This window comes from Pantoea sp. WEP (assembly GCF_041678305.1).
Classification (GTDB): Bacteria; Pseudomonadota; Gammaproteobacteria; order Enterobacterales; family Enterobacteriaceae; genus Pantoea; species Pantoea dispersa.
This window is the reverse complement of record NZ_JBGNXB010000001.1, coordinates 58,634-79,323: the sequence shown is the minus strand read 5'-3', so window position 1 is coordinate 79,323 and position 20,690 is coordinate 58,634. Positions and strand designations below refer to the sequence as shown.

The window sequence follows — 20,690 nt, the reverse complement described above, 5'->3', positions numbered from 1 at the left end:
GTTTTTCTTTACTTCGTTAGCCTTATTTCAGGATTTCAATCCGGCGTGGTTTCGCCTCTTCCGGGACGATGCGTTCCAGATCGATACTCAGCAGGCCCAGTTCGAGACGCGCATCGCGCACCACGATGTGATCGGCCAGCTGGAATTTGCGTTCGAAGTTACGTTCTGCGATGCCCTGGTACAGGTATTTACGTTCCTGCTGCTCTTCAGGGTGGGCGCCGCGCACCACCAGCATGTTGTCATGGGCGGTGATATCCAGTTCGCTCTGCGCAAAGCCGGCGACGGCAATGGTGATGCGATAGTGGTTTTCGTCTACCAGCTCGACGTTGTACGGAGGGTAGCCGCCGTTGGCCTGGTTTTGATTGGACTCAAGCAGGTTAAACAGACGGTCGAAACCAATAGCAGAACGATAAAGCGGAGAGAGATCAAAGTTACGCATAATAAGACTCCTGATAATCAGCAAGTTTTGGCAACCTTCCACCATGGACAGGTTGTCCGGCCCGTCGGTGTCCCTGTCGGCGACCGCGTCGTGACCGTAGCTTAAAGATGGGTGCGCTCAGGTCGCTTTCAAGGGGCAATGCGCTTTTTTTTGCAGCAATTCTGACGATATGGCATACACTCAGGGGACGCTTCGCCTGACGGGAAGGACATAACCACAGAGTTATGCGGATGTCAGGTGACACACTCCAGCCAGGGCCATGCCATGACTGTAGGGATGATGATGATGAAAATGATGAAACGCTTTCCGCTCACCGGCCTGCTGGTCTGCTGCGCCTGTGCCACATCAGGCTGCTCCAGCGTGATGTCGCATACCGGTGCCAGCCAGGGTTACTACCCCGGCACGCGCGCCAGCGCAGAGATGCTGACCGATGACAATACCAGCTGGGCGATTAAACCGCTGGCGCTGATCGATCTGCCCTTTTCGGCGGTGATGGATACGCTGCTGCTGCCGTGGGATTACTTCCGCGCCGACGACGATAAAACCAAAGATTCGCCGCGCGAACGCGTGCTGCAGAGCGAGAAGATGGCTGGCACCCAGGCCAGCCTGGCCACCGCGGCGGCTATGCCGGCGGAATCGCACTGACGCAGAACAGCTGTCGCCAGCCGTCAACCTCGCGCATGTAGGCGATCTGCTTCCCGTCCGGCGACCACACCACCGCGTCGCCGCCCGGCGGTTGCGCGCTGCGCGCGGTAAGGCGCGTACACTGTCCGCTGGCTATCTCACAACGCATCACGCTGTTATCACAGATAAAGGCGATGGCTGCGCCGTCCGGCTGCCAGCTGAAAGCAGACTGAATGCTGCTGCGCAGTGAGGTGATCTGACGCGCCGCGCCACCGTTGGGTGAGACTGTCCACAGCTGCACAATGCCCTGCTCGTCAGCCTGCAAAAAGGCGATTGCGCTGCCATCCGGCGCAGCGCGCAACCAGTGGCGCGGCTGCAGCGCCAGCCCTTTACCGTGCGTGATGCGCCGCTGCTGCACGCCAGCCGGCGGTGCCGGCAGCTGCTCTGCCGTGCCCTGCAGCGGTGCATTGCCGGCTCTGGCATAGTCCGCCAGCGCCTCAGGCAGATCGACCACAAACACTTCCGGCACTTTTTCACCACTGGCATTGCGCGTATCGCCGATAAAGGCGATGGCCCAGCGCTGCCAGCTGCCGTCCGCTTTCTGATAGCCACGCTCACCGATCCAGCACTCTTCATAAGCGCGGTCAATCTGATCGCTGCCCGGTTGTGGATCGCGCCGGGTGTGGCTCACCAGCACGCAGTAGTGGCTGCCGTCATATTCGCGCGGATGCTGCTTCGGCGGGCACACCGGATGCAGCGGCACCGCCACGCCGACGTTGCGCAGGTCGTCACGCACATCGCGCTCATGCATCACGTGATCGTTATAGGTAAAGCTCAGCCGCGAGCCATCCGGACTGAACACATGCACGTGCGAGCCACCACGCAGCGCACCTGGCGTATAGGGCGCGGTGATATCGCAGGCGTCGAGGTTCTCTGCGATGCCCTGCTGAACAATCACGCCGCGCCGGTGATGAAAGTCATAATGCCAGTGCGCATCGGGATGCTCCGGCCCATGAATACAGACATAGCGCGGCGGCAGATCCGGACTCACGGTCACCACGCCGACGTACGCGCCATCGCGCGCCTGATAAAGCACCTCGACCGCGCCGCTGTGCACGTTGACGCGCTCAATGGTCAGGCTGGTAAACGAGGCGCCGGACGGCCGCACATCAAATGCCAGCCACTGGCTGTCGGCGGTCCAGACGTTGATATTGGTCAGCTGATGATGGCGCTGAGTAAAGGTGAGTTGTTTTTCTGACATGGGGCAACCTCAGATGTAACCGTTGCCGGACAAATTACGTGATGCCGTTCAGTTAAGCAAAAGCTGAGCAGCTAATGCGGGTGCGCAGGCATGCGCACCCGGAAGCTTAGCCCACGCGCTTCACATCCCCCACCAGCAGGATGTAAGAGAGCGCGCCAATCAGCGCAACGGCGGAGATGTACACCAGCGCGGGCGCAAAGCCGTAATCCTGCGCCAGATACCCCACCACCAGCGGTACCGTGATGCCACCGAGGCCGCCGATAAAGTTAAACATGCCGCCGGTCAGGCCGATCAGGCGTACCGGCGCCAGCGACGAGACCAGCGACCAGGTGATGGACGCGAACCCGTTGCCGAAAAAGGCCAGCGCCATCAGCACCATAATCCACAGCGGATCGTTGGTGTAGTTTGCGCCCATAATGCAGGTGGAGATCAGCAGGCCGCAGATGATCGGCGTCTTGCGGGCAAAGCCGAGCGAGCGGCCGCTGCGCACCAGACGATCGGCCACCATCCCGGAGAGGATCACGCCAATAAAGGCGGCGAGAAACGGCACGGTAGTCATAAAGCCGGCCGTCAGCGCGGCAATATGTTTCTCCTGCGTCAGGTAGTTGGGGAACCAGGTAAGGAAAAACCACAGCGTTGAGGTCACCGCGAACTGGCCGAGATACACGCCGCACAGCTTGCGATGAAACACCAGTTTCCAGTCGGCCGCGGTGAGTTTAACGCGTGCTTTTTTCTCGCTGGGCGCATCGCCGTCGACCATCGCGCCACCGGCACGAATGTAATCCAGCTCGGCCTGATTGATGCCTTTGCTCTGGCTCGGTGCCTGGTAAACCTTCATCCACACCAGCGACCAGACAATGCCAATCCCGCCGGTGATGATAAACACCCAGTGCCAGCTCAGCAGTTCCTGAATCCAGATCAGCAGCGGCGTGAGAAACGCCAGGCCGACAAACTGACCGGAGGTGTAAAAACCGACGGCCGAAGCGCGCTCCTGTTCCGGGAACCAGCTGGTAACCAGGCGGTTATTGGTCGGGAAAGCCGGCGCTTCAAAAATACCGGTAATGGCGCGCAGACCTATCAGCGATAATAAGCCGCTGGCGAATCCCTGCAATAATGTCGCCACCGACCAGCCGAGAATAGCGATAAAATAGGTCAGGCGTGAGCCTACGCGATCGAGAAACCAGCCGCCGGGAATCTGGCACAGCGTATATAACCAGGCAAAAGCAGAAAACACATACCCCATTTCTGCTTTGCTGATGCCAAATTCCTGCTGAATATGCGCCGAGGCCACGGCTAAATTAGCGCGATCGACATAACAAATGACCACCGTAATAAAAATCATCAGCAGCGTAATATAACGGCGACGCGTAGGTTTCGCCTGAACAGCAGAGAGATCCATGGTGTTTCTCCGTCAGATGTCAGCTGGCGGACGTGCCGAAACACGCCGCAGCCAACGCAGGGTAAGGTTATCGAAGATAAAAGCCGCAGCTGCGGCAAACTGGCAGCGCGGTGAAAACAGGTTGAGCGCTGCCCTGTGCCTTATATATTCCGCACATGGTTTAAATAGTCAGATGTTTAATCGCTTGGTAATCGGTGCTGTTATAAAGCGGTAAACGTAGCGACCGGGCGCAATACCACCGCCATTACCACTCGGCTACCGATCCATCCGGAAAGCGCCATAATGGGTTACGCCAGTCTGGCGCATTTTTACTGCGCGCAATCACCAGCTCTTCATTAATTTCCACACCGAGGCCGGGTTTATTTAACGGATAGAAATGGCCGTCATTCATTTTAAAATCATCTTTATTGATCACGTAATCGAGCAGTTCAGCGCCCTGATTATAGTGAATGCCCATGCTCTGCTCCTGGAACACCGCGTTACGCGACACGAAGTCGACATGCAGACAGGCAGCCAGCGCAATCGGCCCCAGCGGACAGTGCGGCGCCAGCGCCACGTCGTAGGACTCGGCCATCGCCGCGATTTTGTAGCATTCGGTGATGCCGCCGGCGTGTGACAGATCCGGCTGCAGAATCGCCAGCCCACCGGCTTCCAGCACGCGCTTGAACTCGAAGCGGGAGAACATGCGTTCGCCTGCGGCAATCGGCAGATGTGTCTGCGCCGCCAGGCGCGGATAGTATTCTGCCTGCTCGGCCAGCACCGGTTCTTCAATAAACAGCGGACGATACGGCTCCAGCTCTTTGATCAGCACTTTGGCCATCGGCGCGCTGACGCGACCGTGGAAATCGAGGCCAAACTCAATATCATTGCCAAAGGCTTCGCGGATCTGCGCTACGGTGTTAACAGCGGCATCGACCTGACGAGAATTGTCAATGATGCCCATCTCTTCACAGCCGTTGAGTTTGAAGGTATCAAAGCCGATACCACGTAATTTCTTAATGCCATCAATCACTTCAGCCGGACGATCGCCGCCTACCCAGCTATAGGCTTTGATGCTGTCACGCACCAGACCGCCCAGCAGCTGATACACCGGCACGCCCAGCGCTTTGCCTTTAATATCCCACAGCGCCTGATCGATACCGGCAATGGCGCTCATTAAAATCGGGCCGCCGCGGTAAAAACCGCCGCGATACATCACCTGCCACAGATCATTAATCCGCGCCGGATCCTGCCCAATCAGATATTCCGACAGCTCATGCACCGCCGCTTCGACGCTGCGCGCGCGCCCTTCAATCACCGGCTCACCCCAGCCGATGATGCCTTCGTCGGTTTCAATTTTCAGGAACATCCAGCGCGGCGGCAGGCGATAAGTGGTCAGTTTAGTAATTTTCATCGTACAGCGTCCTTATAGGCAGCAATAAATGCGCGGGCCTTCTCCACGGTGCGCGACAGCGGCTGACCGGCGCGATAGAGATCGCTGCCCAGGCCAGCTCCGACGCAACCGGCGGCGATAAATTCATGCAGGTTTTCCGGCGTAACGCCGCCCACGGCAAAGACCGGCACCTCCGGCGGCAGCACCGCTTTCAGCGCTTTGATGTAGCCCGGACCAAACGCCGACGACGGGAAAATTTTCAGCGCCTGTGCCCCAGCCTGCAGCGCGGTAAAGGCCTCGCTGGCGGTGGCACAGCCTGCGGCAACCAGCATGCCGTGCGCCACGGCCTGGCGAATCACCGCAGCATCGGTATTGGGCGTCACCACCAGCTTGCTGTTGAGCGCCGCCAGCTGATCGACCTGCGTCACCTGCAGCACGGTGCCGGCACCGATCAGCGCTTTATCGCCGAAGGTTTGCACCATCGCGCCGATACTTTTCGCCCACTCTGGCGAGTTGAGCGGAATTTCAATCGCATCGAAACCGGCGTCGATTAACGCCGCGACGTGCGCTTCAGCTTCATCCGGCGTGATGCCACGCAGAATGGCGATCAGCGGAAGTTTAGTGGGCCAGGACATGCGCAATACTCCTTATTCCGTGCTGGAAAGCGCGATCGCCCTCCAGCGTGACTGAATCTGTTCCGATAAAGGCCAGCGCCTGCTGATAACGCTGTGCCAGCGCGCTGCCGGCGATAATGACAATCGGCTGGCGGCTATGCGTTAACTGCTGCGTCATCTGCGCCACTTCTTGGCCGATTAACAGGCCAGAGAGAAAATCACTGATATGGCGACGATCGCGCGCGCCAAGCACGTGGGCGGCACGCACTTCAAACAGGCGCGCCAGAATTGATGGGTCGTGGCTGCCAATCTGCAAACCGTCCCGGAACGCGTCCGGACTGGCTTCCTGCGCGGGTAAACCGGCGCCAATCAGCGACTGCTTCAGCAGTAAATGGTGCAGCTCGCCGGTCATCACGGTGCGGAAATCGATGACGCGATCCTGTTCCATCTGCACCCACTTGGCGTGCGTGCCCGGCATGACATACAGCGGCGCGGGCTGCAGCGTGACCGCGCCGAGCAGCTGGGTTTCTTCACCGCGCATTACGTTGTAGTTGTCGTCACGTTCGACGCTCAGTCCCGGCACAATCCACGCTTTTCCTTCCACGCAGGTCAGGCGATCGCTTAATGCATTGAGCGCCACCGGGCAGGCGAGATAAGGCACTGCCAGCCAGCCAGCGTTGCTGCCCACCATGCCGGCCATGATCACCGGGACTTCGGCCACCGGCCAGCCGTCGGTAATGGTGGCAAACACCTGAGCAGGCGTGCGGTCGCCGAGGCGCGTCACGCCCGCTTCCGAACGGCGCTCATCGACGCATTCACCGGCGCGGTAATACCAGGCGCGCAGGTTGGTGGAGCCCCAGTCAATGGCGATATAACGCGTCACAAAATCTCCTTGAGTCGGGCGGTTGAGCTGGCAATCATCGCCTTCGCCGCCTGTTCCGCCGCATCGCCATCCTGGTGACGAATGGCATCGAACAGCGCTTTATGTTCGGCTAACGTGCGCGGCATGTTGCCGGAGTCCGCCATGTAGGTTTGCGCAAACACCGCTTTTTGCAGCTGGCTGATCGCCACATTGAGTTGCTGCAGCACCGGGTTATGCACCGAGGCCATCACCGCTTCGTGATAGCGGATATCTGCGTCGTTAAAGGCATCACGGTTGAGGTGGTTGGCCACCATCTCGTTGTAGGCCAGCTCAATCGCCGCCAGATCGGTCGACGTTGCCCGCTCGGCCGACCAGCGCGCAATCTGCGGCTCCACCAGCACGCGCACCTCGTTCATGGCCGCGATCAGACGCGGATCGTGATCGTGCGCCAGCGCCCACTGCAGTACATCGCTGTCGAGATAATTCCACTGGTTACGTGAGGTGACAAACGCGCCGCGGTAGCGCTTCATCTCCATCAGGCGTTTAGCCATCAGGGAGCGATACACTTCGCGGATAATATTGCGCGAGGTTGAAAATCGCTCGCACAGCTCCGCTTCCGCCGGCAGCGCGGCGCCCGGCACATATTTTCCGGCAACAATCTCTTCACCCAGCGTCTGGATGATGCGCTCTGTTTTACTCAGTGGTTCCTGCGTCATCGTGTTCGATTCCATGAAAGGCGTGAGAAATCAGATTACTGCTTTCGTAGTGCAAAGCCCAATCCCTGACGCATTCTGTAGCGGCGATTGTAGTACCATATATATTGTTTGTACTACAATATGGATCACAAAACAGACAACCCATCGGCGCGCTGACAGCAAAAATTCAGCAGAGAAGTGACGGGCAGCAGAACGCCGCCCGCATCAGAGGAGGGTTACAGCACTAGCTCTTCAATGGCGTGCGCGACACCATCTTCCATATTGGTCTTGGTCACGAACTGCGCAATCTGCTTCACGGAATCAATCGCATTGCCCATCGCCACGCCGGTGCCGGCGTATTCAATCATCGCCAGATCGTTTTCCTGATCGCCAATCGCCATCACTTCTGACGGCTGCAGGCCGAGTTTCTCCGCCAGCATTTTTACGCCGTAGCCTTTGTTGACCAGCGGATTAAGGATTTCGAGATAGTAAGGTGCACTTTTCAGAATGGTATAACTGTCGCGGGCGCGCGCCGGTAAGGCGGCGATGGCTTTATCCAGCAGCTCCGGTTTATCGATCATCATCAGTTTCGGGAAACGCGTCGCCGGATCCATCTCCTCTACGGCGCGATAGCGCACCGGAATGCCGGTCAGGCTGGCTTCGTGAATGGTGTATTCACTGATGTCTTTATTTGGCGTGTAGAGGAAGGATTTGTCGAACGCCTGAAAATGTACCCCAAGGTCGCGCGCCAGCTGCTCCAGGTAGAGATAGTCATCAAAGCCAAGCGTCTTCTCAGCCACCACCTCACCGCTGTCCGCGCTGTGCGCCAGTGCGCCGTTGTTGCTGATGCAATACTGCCCCGGCTGACGCAGATCCAGCTCCATCAGATAGCGCTCCACACCAACAAACGGGCGTCCGGTGGCCAGCACGATCGACACACCTTTATCCCGCGCCCGGCCAATCGCCGCTTTGACGCCCGCCGTGATTTCGTGCTGCGGATTCAGCAGCGTGCCGTCCATATCGATCGCAATCAGTTTTATCGCCATAACGTCCTCGGTTAATTCAGGGTCTGGCTTTAATGCTAGCGCGATTCAGCTCACATTGACCAGTTAATCGGCAGATAACGCCTGTCATGCTTTGTGCAGCATTATCCAGTTTGAGCATTTGGTGTTTTACTTCTGCTGATTCGCTTGATCATATAAGTGATTGCTTATAAATTACTATAAGCAATCACTTATATGGAAATTGCGTTATGTGGGAAATCATTTTTACCGACACCTTCCGGGAATGGTTGCGGGCACAGGACAACAAACTGAAAAAACGCATCGCTGCGGCCCTGTTAAACCTGCAGCATTATGGCCCGTTGCTGCCACGGCCCTATGCCGATACGGTTAACGGATCACGCTTCCACAACATGAAAGAACTGAGAATACAGTACGCTGGTCAGCCAATTCGGGCGCTATACGCATTCGACACGCAACGCAAAGCGGTCATTTTGTGTGCTGGCAATAAATCCGGAGACAAACAATTTTATGCGCGGATGATATGCCTTGCAGATCAATTGTTCACGGCTTACCTCAATAACGCAGAGGAAAATCATTCATGAACGACTTACAAAAATTTATCGAGAGTGAGTTTACTGAAGCTGAGCAAGCTGACATTCAGCTGATGGCAGATGAGCTGATTCTCGAAACCGGCCTGCAACTGCTGCGGGAAGAGTTAGCGTTATCGCAGAGAACCGTTGCGGAAGCGATGGGTGTTAAGCAGCCGCGTATCACGCAAATTGAGCAGGGCGGCGCCGATCAGCGTCTGATCACCATTAAGCGCTACATTGAAGCGATGGGCGGCAAGCTAAGCCTGCTGATTGAAATGCCGGACGGCTCGGGTGGAAGAATTCTGCGCGTTTAATAAAACAAAAAACCCTTCCCGTTTGGGAAGGGTTTTGCGATATCAGATATCGATGTTGGCGGCTTTCAGCGCGTTCTCTTCGATGAAGGCGCGGCGCGGTTCAACCGCATCGCCCATCAGCGTGGTGAACAGCTGGTCGGCGGCGATGGCGTCTTTGATGGTGACGCGCAGCATGCGGCGGCTGTCCGGATCCATGGTGGTTTCCCACAGCTGATCCGGGTTCATCTCGCCCAGACCTTTATAGCGCTGCACTGACAGACCGCGGCGCGACTCTTTCACCAGCCAGTCAATTGCCTGCTCGAAGCTGGCAACCGGCTGACGGCGCTCGCCGCGCTCGATATAGGCATCCTCTTCAATCAAACCACGCAGGTGCGCGCCGAGTGCACAGATTTTGCGGTATTCCGCGCCGTCAATGAACTCGCTGTCCAGCGGATAATCGGTATCAACGCCGTGAGTACGCACGCGCAGCACCGGCTCAAAGCGCTGCTGTTCGCGGTTTTCCCGCACCTGGGCCACATAGCTGCTGCCATGCGCTTCGCGCTCGTTCAGGTAAGCCACCAGGCTCTCCAGCCATGCGGTCACTGCAGCCTGATCGCTGAGATCGCTCAGGGTTGGATGATAAACCAGCGCGCGCAGCAGCGCAGACGGGAAGCGGCGCTCCATACGTTTGATCATCTTCTGGGTGCTGTTGTATTCCGCCACCAGGCTTTCCAGCGGCTCGCCGCCCAGTGCCGGTGCGCTGGCGTTGGTGTGCAGCGTTGCGCCGTCCAGCGCGATGGCAATCTGATACTGATCCATCGCGTCGTCATCTTTAATGTACTGCTCCTGCTTGCCCTTCTTCACCTTGTACAGCGGTGGCTGCGCGATGTAGACGTGGCCACGCTCGATGATTTCCGGCATCTGGCGATAGAAGAAGGTCAGCAGCAGCGTACGGATGTGCGAACCATCGACGTCCGCATCGGTCATGATGATGATGCTGTGATAGCGCAGCTTGTCCGGGTTGTACTCATCGCGTCCGATACCGCAGCCCAGCGCGGTGATCAGCGTGGCAACTTCCTGTGAAGAGAGCATTTTGTCGAAACGCGCTTTCTCCACGTTAAGGATTTTACCTTTCAGCGGCAGAATCGCCTGGTTCTTACGGTTACGTCCCTGCTTGGCGGAACCGCCTGCAGAGTCACCCTCCACCAGGTAGATTTCAGACAGCGCCGGATCGCGCTCCTGACAGTCCGCCAGCTTGCCCGGCAGGCCCGCCAGGTCCAGCGCGCCTTTACGGCGGGTCATTTCACGTGCACGACGTGCGGCTTCACGCGCACGCGCGGCATCGATGATTTTACCGACCACGATTTTGGCGTCAGACGGATTTTCCAGCAGGTATTCGCTCAGCAGTTCGTTCATCTGCTGTTCCACCGCCGATTTCACCTCGGAAGAGACCAGCTTGTCTTTGGTCTGAGAGGAGAATTTCGGATCCGGCACCTTCACCGAAACCACTGCCACCAGCCCTTCACGCGCGTCGTCACCGGTAGCGCTGACTTTGGCTTTTTTGCTGTAACCTTCTTTATCCATGTAGGCGTTGAGCGTACGCGTCATCGCCGCGCGGAAACCGGCAAGGTGCGTTCCGCCGTCGCGCTGCGGAATATTGTTGGTGAAGCAGTAGATGTTTTCCTGGAAACCGTCGTTCCACTGCAGCGCAACTTCGACGCCGATACCGTCTTTTTCGGTGGAGAAGTAGAACACATTCGGGTGAATCGGGTTCTTGTTGCGGTTGAGATATTCAACGAACGCTTTGATACCACCTTCGTAGTGGTAGTGATCGTTTTTATCGTCGCGCTTGTCTTCCAGGCGAATCGACACGCCGGAGTTAAGGAATGACAGCTCGCGCAGACGCTTCGCCAGGATTTCATATTCAAAATCGGTGACGTTGGTGAACGTATCGTGGCTCGGCCAGAAACGCACGCGCGTACCGGTAGCGTCGGTATCGCCGGTCACCGCCAGCGGCGCCTGCGGCACACCGTGCACGTAGGTTTGCTGATGCACTTTGCCGTCGCGACGAATGGTCAGTTCCAGCTTCTGCGACAGGGCGTTCACCACCGATACGCCGACGCCGTGCAGACCACCGGAAACTTTATAAGAGTTGTCATCAAACTTACCGCCGGCATGCAGTACGGTCATGATCACTTCGGCAGCAGAGACTCCCTCTTCCGGGTGGATACCGGTCGGAATACCACGGCCGTCATCCTGTACGGAGACAGAGTTGTCGGCATGGATGGTGACCACGATATCACTACAGTGGCCGGCGAGCGCTTCGTCGATGGCGTTATCCACGACCTCGAATACCATGTGATGCAGACCGGTGCCGTCATCCGTATCGCCGATGTACATACCCGGGCGTTTGCGTACCGCATCAAGCCCTTTCAGGACTTTGATACTTGAGGAGTCATAAGAATTCGACATCAACGTTTCTCGCTCATTTAATCTTCAGGTTGAACCGCTATTTTACCCTGTTCCACGCGGAACATCTTGCCCTTTTCGTCACTCATATCGATTACATGCTCGACACCAATGGCGCTGACAAACACCTGAGCCTGCGTGGCTTTCAGGCGTTCCGCCAGCAGGCGACGACGGGTGTCATCCAGCTCGGAGGCGAAGTCATCAATCAGGTACAAACAGCGACGTCCGCTGCTGCGCGTCAGGTACTCGCCCTGCGCTAACCGCAACGCACACATCAGCAGCTTTAACTGACCGCGTGAGAGTAAATCTTCCACCGGCGTGCCTTCAGCACGAATCCGAAAATCGGCTTTGTGCGGACCGCTGGCGGTGTAGGTGAGCGCACGATCGCGCTCGAAGTTGCGCTCCAGCAACTCGCCGAAGTCGCTCTCTTTGTCCCAGCCGCGCTGGAAGGAGAAGCTCAGCGCAAACTCCGGTAAAAACTGGCTGCAGGTGGCGGTGATTTCGCTGGCAATGGCTGCGCTGTATTCCGCGCGCCAGGCGCTGATCTGTTCTGCCAGCGGCACCAGCTCCTGATCCCATGGCCGGATCTGGCTGTAGCGCGCGACCTGGCGCAGCGCCGCGTTGCGCTGTTTCAGCAGGCGACGCAGATTGCTCCAGGCCAGAAAGAAACCGGGATAAGCATGAAAGCAGCCCCAGTCGATGTAGGCTCTACGGTATTTGGGGCCGCCGTTGAGCAAAGTAAACCCCTCTGGCGTAATCAGCTGCATCGGCAGCAGCTGCGCCAGCTCGGCAACTTTATGGCCGTCGCTGCCGTCGATGCGGACTTTGCTGTCGCCGGCGCGGTTTTTACTCAGGCCGACCGCCAGCTCGCGCTCGCTGCCTTCAATCCGCCCGTGCAACACAAACGCGTCCTGATCGTGACGAATTACGCGTCCGGCCTGCAAACTGCGGAATGCGCGGCCGTGGCCCAGCGTATAAATCGCCTCCAGCACGCTGGTTTTACCGCTGCCGTTGGCGCCCACAAGAAAATTAAAGCCCGGCGCCAGCGTGAGATCGGCCTGCTCGATATTACGAAAATCTTTAATCAGGAGGCGGGTTAAAGCCATGAACGAATCCAGCTGCGCATTAAGAAGTGGTGTTCACCTAACCCTGCAATCGAGGGCGTTAACGGCGAAGCTAGTTTGCGCACGGCCAGCGCACAGACCCTGGGAGCATACTGAAGTATGTGACCAGGGGCGAGCACTGCCCGGGTGCAAAATAGCGAGTAAGTTAGCCCGCCAGACGATCACAGGCGCATGGGCATCACGACGTAGGCCGCAGCCGGACTGGCTACATCTTCAATCTGCACGCTGGAAACCGAATCCGTCAGCAGCAGACGCACGTTTTCGCACTTCAGCGCGTTCAGCACATCCAGCACGTAGCTGACGTTAAAACCAATCTCCAGCTCGGTGCCGCTGTACGACACGTCCAGCATCTCTTCCGCCTCTTCCTGCTCCGGGTTATTGGCGGTGATGCGCAGCTGATTTTCGGTGATATAGATGCGAACGCCGCGGAACTTCTCGTTCGACAGGATTGCCGCGCGGGCAAAAGCCTGTTTCAGCAGATCGCAGCCCGCTTCCAGCGCTTTGTCAGGATTCTTCGGCAACACACGGCGATAATCCGGGAAACGGCCATCAACCAGCTTCGACGTAAAGATGAAGTCGCCGACATGCGCGCGAATGTTGCTGCTGCCAATCTGCACCTGCAGCGGCGTTTCACCGCCGTCCAGCAGACGAACCAGCTCAATCACACCTTTACGCGGTACGATCACCGAATGGTTCGGCAGCGCCTGGCCGACAGGCATCGAACAGACCGCCAGACGGTGACCGTCAGTGGCAACGGTGCGCAACTCTTCGCCTTCGGTCTCAAACAGCATGCCGTTGAGATAGTAACGCACATCCTGATGCGCCATGGAGAACTGCGTGGCTTCAATCAGGCGTTTGAGCGTGGCCTGCGGCAACGTGAATTCCACTTCGCTCTGCCAGTCGTCGAGATTTGGGAAGTCGCTGGCTGGCAGCGTCGACAGCGAAAAGCGGCTGCGGCCGGAGCGCACCAGCATGCGGTCACCTTCCAGCGTCAGACTGATCTCTGCGCCTTCAGGCAGACCACGGCAGATATCAAGAAACTTACGCGCCGGGACGGTGGTCGCGCCCGATTCGTGCGGCTGGGTCAGCGCCACGCGCGCCACCATCTCCATCTCAAGATCGGTACCGGTCAGCAGCAGCGTGCCTTCATTCACCTGCAGCAGTAAATTTCCGAGGATCGGCAGCGTCGGGCGTCCGCCAAGCGGGCCACTCACCTGTTGCAGTGGCTTCAGCAACTGCTCACGTTCAACAATAAATTTCATATGCGTCAGGAAGATAATGTTCGAATGAGGTTAGAGAAATCTTCTTTGATGTCGTGGCTCTCTTCACGCAGCTGCTCGATTTTACGGCAGGCATGAAGCACGGTGGTATGGTCACGGCCACCAAACGCATCGCCAATTTCCGGCAGGCTGTGGTTGGTGAGCTCTTTGGCCATCGCCATCGCCATTTGACGCGGACGCGCCACCGAGCGCGAACGGCGCTTCGACAGCAAATCCGCCACTTTAATTTTGTAGTACTCGGCCACCGTCTTCTGGATGTTGTCGATGGTCACCAGCTTTTCCTGCAGTGCCAGCAGGTCGCGCAGCGCTTCGCGCACAAAATCGATGGTGATGGCACGGCCGGTAAAGTTGGCATTGGCAATCACGCGATTCAGTGCCCCTTCCAGCTCACGCACGTTAGAGCGCAGACGCTTGGCAATAAAGAAAGCCACTTCGCCCGGCAGACGGATGTCGTTTTCGTCCGCCTTTTTCATCAGGATCGCGACACGCGTCTCCAGCTCAGGCGGCTCGATCGCCACGGTTAATCCCCAGCCAAAGCGTGATTTCAGACGATCTTCCACCCCGTTGATCTCTTTCGGGTAACGATCCGAGGTCAGGATGATCTGCTGATTACCTTCCAGCAGCGCGTTGAAGGTGTGGAAAAACTCTTCCTGCGAGCGCTCTTTATTGGCAAAGAACTGAATATCATCGATCAGCAGCGCGTCCACCGAACGGTAGTAGCGCTTAAACTCCTCGATGGCGTTGTTCTGCAGCGCTTTCACCATATCCTGCACGAAGCGTTCAGAGTGCATATAAACCACTTTGGCATTCGGCTTGCGCGCGATGATGCCATTGCCCACCGCGTGCAGCAGGTGCGTTTTGCCGAGGCCAGTGCCGCCATACAGGAACAGCGGGTTATAAGCGCCGCCAGGATTATCCGCCACCTGACGTGCCGCCGCGCGCGCCAGCTGGTTGGATTTACCCTCAACGAAGTTGTCGAAGTTGTGGCGATTATTCACGTTCGAGCGGTAGGTCACATCAGCCGGTGCCGGAACCGAATCCCAGCTCGGGCGCAGCGGCTGTGCCGGTGCCGGACGATTCTCAGCCGGTGCGGGCGCGCTGACGCTGCTGGCCATGGCGGGTTGCGTAGCAGCCACCGGCGCAGCCGGGCGCGTACCGACCTCAAAACGCAGCAGCGGCACGTTCGCACCGCAGAATTCATTCAGCAGCCCATTGATACTATTGAGATATTTATCCCGAACCCAGTCGAGTACAAACCGATTTGGTGCATACAAGGCCAGCGTATTGTCGTTCAATTCAGCCTGCAGCGGACGAATCCACATGCTGAATTCGGTGGCAGGAAGCTCATCCTGCAAACGGGCAAGACACTGTTGCCAAAGCGTAAGTGACACGGCGGACTCCACTCGTACAAAATCGATAAGAATTTCAGGCGCTAATAATAGAAACTGTCTTTTTTGACACAGGCGGTCAGAAAGCGCCTGCGACCGCTATCCGCGGTAGTCATCCCCGGCGATCGCAAGGAGGATCGTCAGCGGAAGGGCGGATCATAGCGCAAAGCGCCTCAGAGATCTTCCCTTTCTACACAGTTTTGATCCATTTTATCCACAGGGTGTCCAGGCATGCATCAGTTTACGCCGTCTGCGGAAAAAGCGAGCGGGGATCAGGCTGAAAGCGAGAAATTTTCCGCCGCGCTCGCATTTTTGCCGTTACGATCGGCGCGGCGATCGCAAGAAGATCCTGGACGATCCTTGCGCTTTCCTTTATAGCCCGTATAATTCCCCACCCGGCATTGGCGCGTGAAGCTTTGATGCCCGGAATTAGCGGGCTGTATCAGAGTTTTCAGGTCTCGCGCCCAGCGAAGTAAATTGACTCCGGACTGTACAATTATTACAATCCCGCCTCTTTATTAAAGACACATTGAGGCGTCGGTCGTTTTACTGGCCCGAAAACGCGTCACCCAGTGAAATTTTTCAAGTTTAGGTAGAAATCGCCATGAAACGCACTTTTCAACCGTCCGTACTGAAGCGCAACCGTTCTCACGGCTTCCGTGCTCGTATGGCTACTAAAAATGGTCGTCAGGTTCTGGCACGTCGTCGTGCTAAAGGCCGTGCTCGTCTGACCGTTTCTAAGTAATAAAAGCTAACCCTCGTGGTTAAGCTCGCATTTCCCAGGGAGTTACGTTTGTTAACTCCCGCTCATTTCACTTTCGTCTTCCAGCAACCTCTTCGGGCTGGCACGCCGCAAATCACCATCCTCGGCCGCCTTAATTCGCTGGGGCATCCCCGCATCGGTCTTACCGTCGCCAAGAAGCACGTGAAACGCGCCCATGAACGCAACCGGATCAAGCGATTGACCCGCGAAAGCTTTCGTTTGCGTCAACACGAGCTGCCGCCGATGGATTTTGTCATCGTGGCGAAAAAAGGGATTGCTGACCTCGATAACCGTGCACTGACGGAAGCGTTGGAGAAATTATGGCGTCGTCACTGTCGCCTGGCGCGCGGCTCCTGATCGCCCTGATACGCGTTTATCAACGCGCCATCAGCCCACTGCTGGGACCTCATTGCCGGTTCCATCCCACCTGCTCGCAGTATGGGGTGGAAGCTGTACGCCGCTTCGGCATGTTAAAAGGCAGTTGGTTGACGATTAAACGCGTATTAAAATGCCACCCTTTGAACCCGGGTGGCGACGATCCGGTGCCGCCAAAAACCTTTGATACCAGAGAACATTAACGATGGATTCGCAACGCAATCTCTTTCTCATCGCTTTTCTGTTCGTGTCTTTTATGATCTGGCAAGCCTGGCAGACGGACCACGCTCCGCAGCCACAGCAGACCCAGACCACGCAGAACACAAGCAGCGCAGCGGGTGATGCCGCCTCTTCCGGCGTGCCGGCTAGCGGCCAGGGCAAAACGATCACCGTTAAGACTGATGTCCTGTCACTTAACATTAATACCCGCGGCGGTGATATCGAGCAGGCACAGCTGCTGACTTACCCGGACAAACTGGGTTCAGATGCACCGTTCCAGCTGCTGGAAACCACTCCGGCCTTCGTTTATCAGGCGCAGAGCGGCTTAACCGGCCGTAACGGTCCGGATAACCCGAACAACGGCGCACGTCCGCTGTATACCGCTTCCCAGGATCACTTCGAGATGGCCGATGGCCAGACCGAGCTGCGCGTGCCGCTGAGCTGGACCGGTGAGAACGGCGTGGTTTACACCAAAACCTTCGTGTTCAAACGTGGCGAATTCGCGGTTAACGTCGACTACAACATCAATAACGCCTCGCAGCAGCCGCTGGAAGTGGCGATGTTTGGTCAGCTGAAGCAGACGATCGATCTGCCGAAGCATCGCGATACCGGCAGCAATAACTTTGCGCTGCACACTTTCCGTGGTGCCGCTTACTCGACCAGCGATGCGAAGTATGAAAAATACAAATTCGATACCATCGCTGATAACGAGAACCTGAACACCACCACCAGCAACGGCTGGGTGGCGATGCTGCAGCAGTACTTTGCGACCGCATGGGTGCCGCGCACTCAGGGTAACAATACGCTGTACACCAGCAATCTCGGCAACGGTGTGGCGGCAATCGGCTATAAGTCGGCGCCTGTGACCATCGCCGCCGGCGCGCAGCAGGATCTCGGTGCCACTCTGTGGGTGGGTCCGGAAATCCAGGACAAAATGGCCGCTATCGCGCCGCACCTCGATCTGACCGTGGATTACGGCTGGCTGTGGTTCATCTCTCAGCCGCTGTTTAAGCTGCTGAAATTCCTGCACAGCTTTATCGGTAACTGGGGCTTCTCCATTATCGTTATCACCTTCATCGTGCGTGGCATCATGTACCCGCTGACCAAAGCGCAGTACACCTCGATGGCCAAGATGCGTATGCTGCAGCCGAAGATTCAGGCCATGCGTGAGCGTCTGGGTGATGATAAGCAGAAGCAGAGCCAGGAGATGATGGCGCTGTATAAGGCGGAGAAAGTGAACCCGCTGGGCGGCTGTCTGCCACTGGTTATCCAGATGCCAATCTTCCTGGCGCTTTACTACATGCTGTCCGGTTCCGTTGAACTGCGTCATGCTCCGTTTGTACTGTGGATCCATGACCTGTCCGCGCAGGACCCGTACTACATTCTGCCGGTCATCATGGGTATCACCATGTTCTTCATTCAGAAGATGTCACCGACCACCGTGACCGATCCGATGCAGCAGAAGATCATGACTTACATGCCGGTTATCTTTACCGTGTTCTTCCTGTGGTTCCCATCAGGTCTGGTGCTGTACTACATCGTCAGCAACCTGGTAACCATTCTCCAGCAGCAGCTGATTTATCGCGGGCTGGAAAAGCGTGGTTTACACAGCCGCGACAAGAAGAAAGCGTAACGCCCGGCAACGCTGAGCAGGACGCAACATCTCCAGGGGCGGCATTTATGCCGCCCTGTTTTTTTTGGAAGAAGGTACTTATGAGCCACAGTGACACTATTGTTGCCCAGGCGACGCCTCCCGGCCGTGGTGGCGTCGGTATTCTGCGTATTTCCGGTGGCAAAGCCGCTGAGGTGGCGCAGGCCGTGCTGGGCAAGCTGCCGAAGCCGCGCTACGCCGACTATCTGCCCTTTAACGATGCTGATGGCAGCGTGCTGGATCAGGGCATCGCGCTGTGGTTCCCGGGTCCGAACTCCTTTACCGGCGAAGATGTGCTGGAGTTGCAGGGCCACGGCGGCCCGGTGATTCTCGATCTGCTGCTGAAGCGCATCGTGGCGCTGCCGGGTGTGCGCATTGCGCAGCCGGGCGAGTTCTCGGAACGCGCCTTTCTGAATGACAAGCTCGACCTGGCGCAGGCTGAAGCGATTGCCGATCTGATTGATGCCAGCTCCGAGCAGGCCGCCCGCTCCGCCGTCAACTCGCTGCAGGGTGCCTTTTCACTGCGCGTTAATGCGTTAGTGGAAGCACTTACTCACCTGCGCATCTATGTGGAAGCGGCGATTGATTTTCCGGATGAGGAGATCGACTTCCTTTCCGACGGCAAAATCGAAGCGCAGCTGAATGCGGTGATCGGCGATCTCAACGGCGTGCGCGCCGAAGCGCGTCAGGGCAGCCTGCTGCGTGAAGGGATGAAAGTGGTGATTGCCGGTCGTCCCAACGCCGGGAAATCGAGCCTGCTCAACGCACTGGCCGGACGCGAAGCAGCGATTGTCACTGATATCGCCGGCACCACGCGTGACGTGCTGCGCGAGCACATCCACATCGACGGCATGCCGCTGCACATCATCGATACCGCCGGTTTGCGTGAAGCCAGCGACGAAGTGGAACGTATCGGCATTGAACGCGCCTGGCAGGAGATTGAGCAGGCGGATCGCGTCCTGTTCATGGTGGATGGCACCACCACTGACGCCACTGAAGCCGCCGCCATCTGGCCTGATTTCGTGGCGCGCTTACCGGCCGCGTTGCCAATTACCGTGGTACGTAATAAAGCGGACATGACCGGTGAAACGCTGGGCCTGACAGAAGTAAATGGCCACTCACTTATTCGCCTGTCGGCGCGCACCGGTGCTGGCGTCGATACGCTGCGCGAGCACCTGAAACAGAGCATGGGCTTCGCCGGCAATATGGAAGGCGGCTTCCTCGCGCGTCGCCGCCACCTGCAGGCTCTGGAGTTAGCAGCCACTCACTTACAGCAGGGCAAAGAGCAGTTGCTGGGAGCCTGGGCGGGCGAACTGCTGGCCGAAGAGCTGCGGCTGGCGCAGCAGGCGCTGAGCGAAATCACCGGCGAGTTTACCTCCGACGATCTGCTGGGCCGGATTTTCTCCAGCTTTTGTATTGGTAAATAGTCACCGTCACAGGTCGCCATGAATGGCGCCCCTACAGGGGATTCATGCGATGCTGCAGGGTGCGCATTCAGGCGCACCGGGATCGCTACCAACATACATCTTTGTTATTTGGCGCGCCCTCGCCTTTGTCGTATAACGGTTGAGGGTCGCCGCGTAAACGCAGCGGCCCCATCCATTATTCATGCTAAAAATCAGGCGCAGGTTGTTGCCTGAACAGGAGAGAAACATGAGTACACCGCTCGACAGCGTGGCGCTGAACGCGCTGTTTACTGAAGCCCGCACCCATAGCTACTGGCAGGATAAACCGATTTCGCAGGAGGTGCTGAAGCAGCTCTATGCGCTGACGGCGCTGGGGCCAACCTCAGCCAACTGCTCGCCGGGCCGCTTTGTGTTCGTGACGTCTCAGGAAGGTAAAGAGAAGCTGAAGCCGGCGCTCTCCTCAGGCAATGTGGATAAGACCATGGCGGCACCGGTGACGGTGATTGTGGCGTGGGATCCGACCTTTTATGAAGCACTGCCAAAACTGTTCCCGCATGGCGATGCACGCAGCTGGTTTACCAGCAGCCCGGATTTGGCCAAAGAGACCGCGTTTCGCAACAGCAGCCTGCAGGCGGGCTATCTGATTCTGGCGGCCCGCTCACTGGGACTCGATGCCGGCCCGATGTCCGGTTTTGATCCGGCTAAAGTTAACGCCGCGTTCTTCAGCGAAAATAACTGGCAGGTCAACTTACTGATCAACCTCGGCTATGGCGAAGCCAGCAAGCTGCATCCGCGCCTGCCGCGTCTGAGCTTTGACGAAGCCAGCAAATTTGCCTGATACGTTAAGCAGCGCAGCCGCACG

The 20,690-nt window shown here is 57.5% G+C and carries 21 protein-coding genes; 9 read left to right on the top strand and 12 right to left on the bottom strand.

Features of this window, described 5'->3' with window-relative positions:
• Positions 1-22: 22 nt before the first annotated feature.
• Positions 23-439 carry a small heat shock chaperone IbpA gene (gene ibpA, locus ABVR31_RS00375; RefSeq protein ID WP_010617843.1) on the bottom strand — a complete coding sequence of 139 codons (417 nt, stop codon included), beginning with the start codon at positions 437-439 and terminating at the stop codon, positions 23-25.
• Positions 440-724: 285 nt separating this feature from the next.
• Here ibpA and ABVR31_RS00370 point away from each other — a divergent pair, with 285 nt between their 5' ends.
• Positions 725-1,084, top strand: a complete 360-nt coding sequence (locus ABVR31_RS00370) for a YceK/YidQ family lipoprotein (protein ID WP_040679624.1) — start codon at positions 725-727, stop codon at positions 1,082-1,084.
• Here the strand turns inward: ABVR31_RS00370 and ABVR31_RS00365 are convergent.
• The 7 genes from ABVR31_RS00365 to yidA form a co-directional block, all read right to left on the bottom strand.
• Positions 1,062-2,324, bottom strand: coding sequence for a DUF3748 domain-containing protein (locus ABVR31_RS00365; RefSeq protein WP_159377265.1), 1,263 nt, complete (start codon positions 2,322-2,324; stop codon positions 1,062-1,064). The genes ABVR31_RS00370 and ABVR31_RS00365 overlap by 23 nt on opposite strands.
• Positions 2,325-2,430: 106 nt before the next feature.
• On the bottom strand, positions 2,431-3,723 hold the full coding sequence (locus ABVR31_RS00360) for an MFS transporter (protein WP_058758193.1): 1,293 nt from the start codon (positions 3,721-3,723) through the stop codon (positions 2,431-2,433).
• A 244-nt stretch (positions 3,724-3,967) separates the two neighbouring features.
• The gene (dgoD, locus tag ABVR31_RS00355) at positions 3,968-5,116 is read right to left on the bottom strand and encodes a galactonate dehydratase (protein ID WP_372771685.1); all 1,149 of its coding nucleotides are present in this window, start codon (positions 5,114-5,116) and stop codon (positions 3,968-3,970) included.
• Positions 5,113-5,730, bottom strand: a complete 618-nt coding sequence (locus ABVR31_RS00350) for a 2-dehydro-3-deoxy-6-phosphogalactonate aldolase (protein WP_166712409.1) — start codon at positions 5,728-5,730, stop codon at positions 5,113-5,115. The genes dgoD and ABVR31_RS00350 overlap by 4 nt, the downstream gene beginning before the upstream one ends.
• Positions 5,714-6,592, bottom strand: coding sequence for a 2-dehydro-3-deoxygalactonokinase (locus ABVR31_RS00345; RefSeq protein WP_372771684.1), 879 nt, complete (start codon positions 6,590-6,592; stop codon positions 5,714-5,716). Before ABVR31_RS00345 ends, ABVR31_RS00350 begins: the two co-directional genes overlap by 17 nt.
• Positions 6,589-7,287: a FadR/GntR family transcriptional regulator gene (locus ABVR31_RS00340; protein WP_058770730.1), complete on the bottom strand. Its 699-nt coding sequence runs from the start codon at positions 7,285-7,287 to the stop codon at positions 6,589-6,591. The genes ABVR31_RS00345 and ABVR31_RS00340 overlap by 4 nt, the downstream gene beginning before the upstream one ends.
• Positions 7,288-7,502: 215 nt before the next feature.
• On the bottom strand, positions 7,503-8,312 hold the full coding sequence (yidA, locus tag ABVR31_RS00335) for a sugar-phosphatase (protein ID WP_058758197.1): 810 nt from the start codon (positions 8,310-8,312) through the stop codon (positions 7,503-7,505).
• A 206-nt stretch (positions 8,313-8,518) separates the two neighbouring features.
• Between yidA and ABVR31_RS00330 the strand changes: the two genes are divergently transcribed.
• Positions 8,519-8,872 (top strand): type II toxin-antitoxin system RelE/ParE family toxin, encoded by a 354-nt coding sequence (locus ABVR31_RS00330; RefSeq protein ID WP_058758198.1) that lies wholly within the window; start codon positions 8,519-8,521, stop codon positions 8,870-8,872.
• Positions 8,869-9,174, top strand: a complete 306-nt coding sequence (locus ABVR31_RS00325) for a helix-turn-helix domain-containing protein (protein ID WP_058758199.1) — start codon at positions 8,869-8,871, stop codon at positions 9,172-9,174. The genes ABVR31_RS00330 and ABVR31_RS00325 overlap by 4 nt, the downstream gene beginning before the upstream one ends.
• A 42-nt stretch (positions 9,175-9,216) precedes the next feature.
• On the opposite strand, the gene gyrB is transcribed toward ABVR31_RS00325, so the two are convergent.
• The 4 genes from gyrB to dnaA all read right to left on the bottom strand — a co-directional run bounded on the left by gyrB (position 9,217) and on the right by dnaA (position 15,417).
• Complete coding sequence (gene gyrB / locus ABVR31_RS00320) at positions 9,217-11,625, bottom strand: DNA topoisomerase (ATP-hydrolyzing) subunit B (RefSeq protein ID WP_127833470.1); 2,409 nt, start codon at positions 11,623-11,625, stop codon at positions 9,217-9,219.
• Between the two features lie 17 nt (positions 11,626-11,642).
• The gene (recF, locus tag ABVR31_RS00315) at positions 11,643-12,728 is read right to left on the bottom strand and encodes a DNA replication/repair protein RecF (protein WP_058758201.1); all 1,086 of its coding nucleotides are present in this window, start codon (positions 12,726-12,728) and stop codon (positions 11,643-11,645) included.
• A gap of 179 nt (positions 12,729-12,907) precedes the next feature.
• On the bottom strand, positions 12,908-14,008 hold the full coding sequence (gene dnaN / locus ABVR31_RS00310) for a DNA polymerase III subunit beta (RefSeq protein WP_288423912.1): 1,101 nt from the start codon (positions 14,006-14,008) through the stop codon (positions 12,908-12,910).
• Between the two features lie 5 nt (positions 14,009-14,013).
• Positions 14,014-15,417, bottom strand: a complete 1,404-nt coding sequence (dnaA, locus tag ABVR31_RS00305; RefSeq protein ID WP_127833471.1) for a chromosomal replication initiator protein DnaA — start codon at positions 15,415-15,417, stop codon at positions 14,014-14,016.
• Between the two features lie 601 nt (positions 15,418-16,018).
• Here dnaA and rpmH point away from each other — a divergent pair.
• The 6 genes from rpmH to ABVR31_RS00275 all read left to right on the top strand — a co-directional run bounded on the left by rpmH (position 16,019) and on the right by ABVR31_RS00275 (position 20,666).
• On the top strand, positions 16,019-16,159 hold the full coding sequence (rpmH, locus tag ABVR31_RS00300; protein ID WP_000831330.1) for a 50S ribosomal protein L34: 141 nt from the start codon (positions 16,019-16,021) through the stop codon (positions 16,157-16,159).
• Between the two features lie 15 nt (positions 16,160-16,174).
• A complete protein-coding gene (rnpA, locus tag ABVR31_RS00295) occupies positions 16,175-16,534 on the top strand; it encodes a ribonuclease P protein component (protein ID WP_040679622.1) in 360 nt (119 codons plus the stop codon).
• Positions 16,498-16,755 (top strand): membrane protein insertion efficiency factor YidD, encoded by a 258-nt coding sequence (gene yidD, locus ABVR31_RS00290; RefSeq protein ID WP_071813586.1) that lies wholly within the window; start codon positions 16,498-16,500, stop codon positions 16,753-16,755. The genes rnpA and yidD overlap by 37 nt, the downstream gene beginning before the upstream one ends.
• A gap of 2 nt (positions 16,756-16,757) precedes the next feature.
• Entirely contained in the window at positions 16,758-18,404 is a 1,647-nt protein-coding gene (gene yidC / locus ABVR31_RS00285) for a membrane protein insertase YidC (protein ID WP_021506916.1), read from the top strand.
• Positions 18,405-18,484: 80 nt separating this feature from the next.
• Positions 18,485-19,849, top strand: a complete 1,365-nt coding sequence (gene mnmE / locus ABVR31_RS00280) for a tRNA uridine-5-carboxymethylaminomethyl(34) synthesis GTPase MnmE (protein ID WP_088516155.1) — start codon at positions 18,485-18,487, stop codon at positions 19,847-19,849.
• Positions 19,850-20,075: 226 nt separating this feature from the next.
• Positions 20,076-20,666: a malonic semialdehyde reductase gene (locus ABVR31_RS00275; protein WP_021506918.1), complete on the top strand. Its 591-nt coding sequence runs from the start codon at positions 20,076-20,078 to the stop codon at positions 20,664-20,666.
• Positions 20,667-20,690 lie beyond the last annotated feature (24 nt).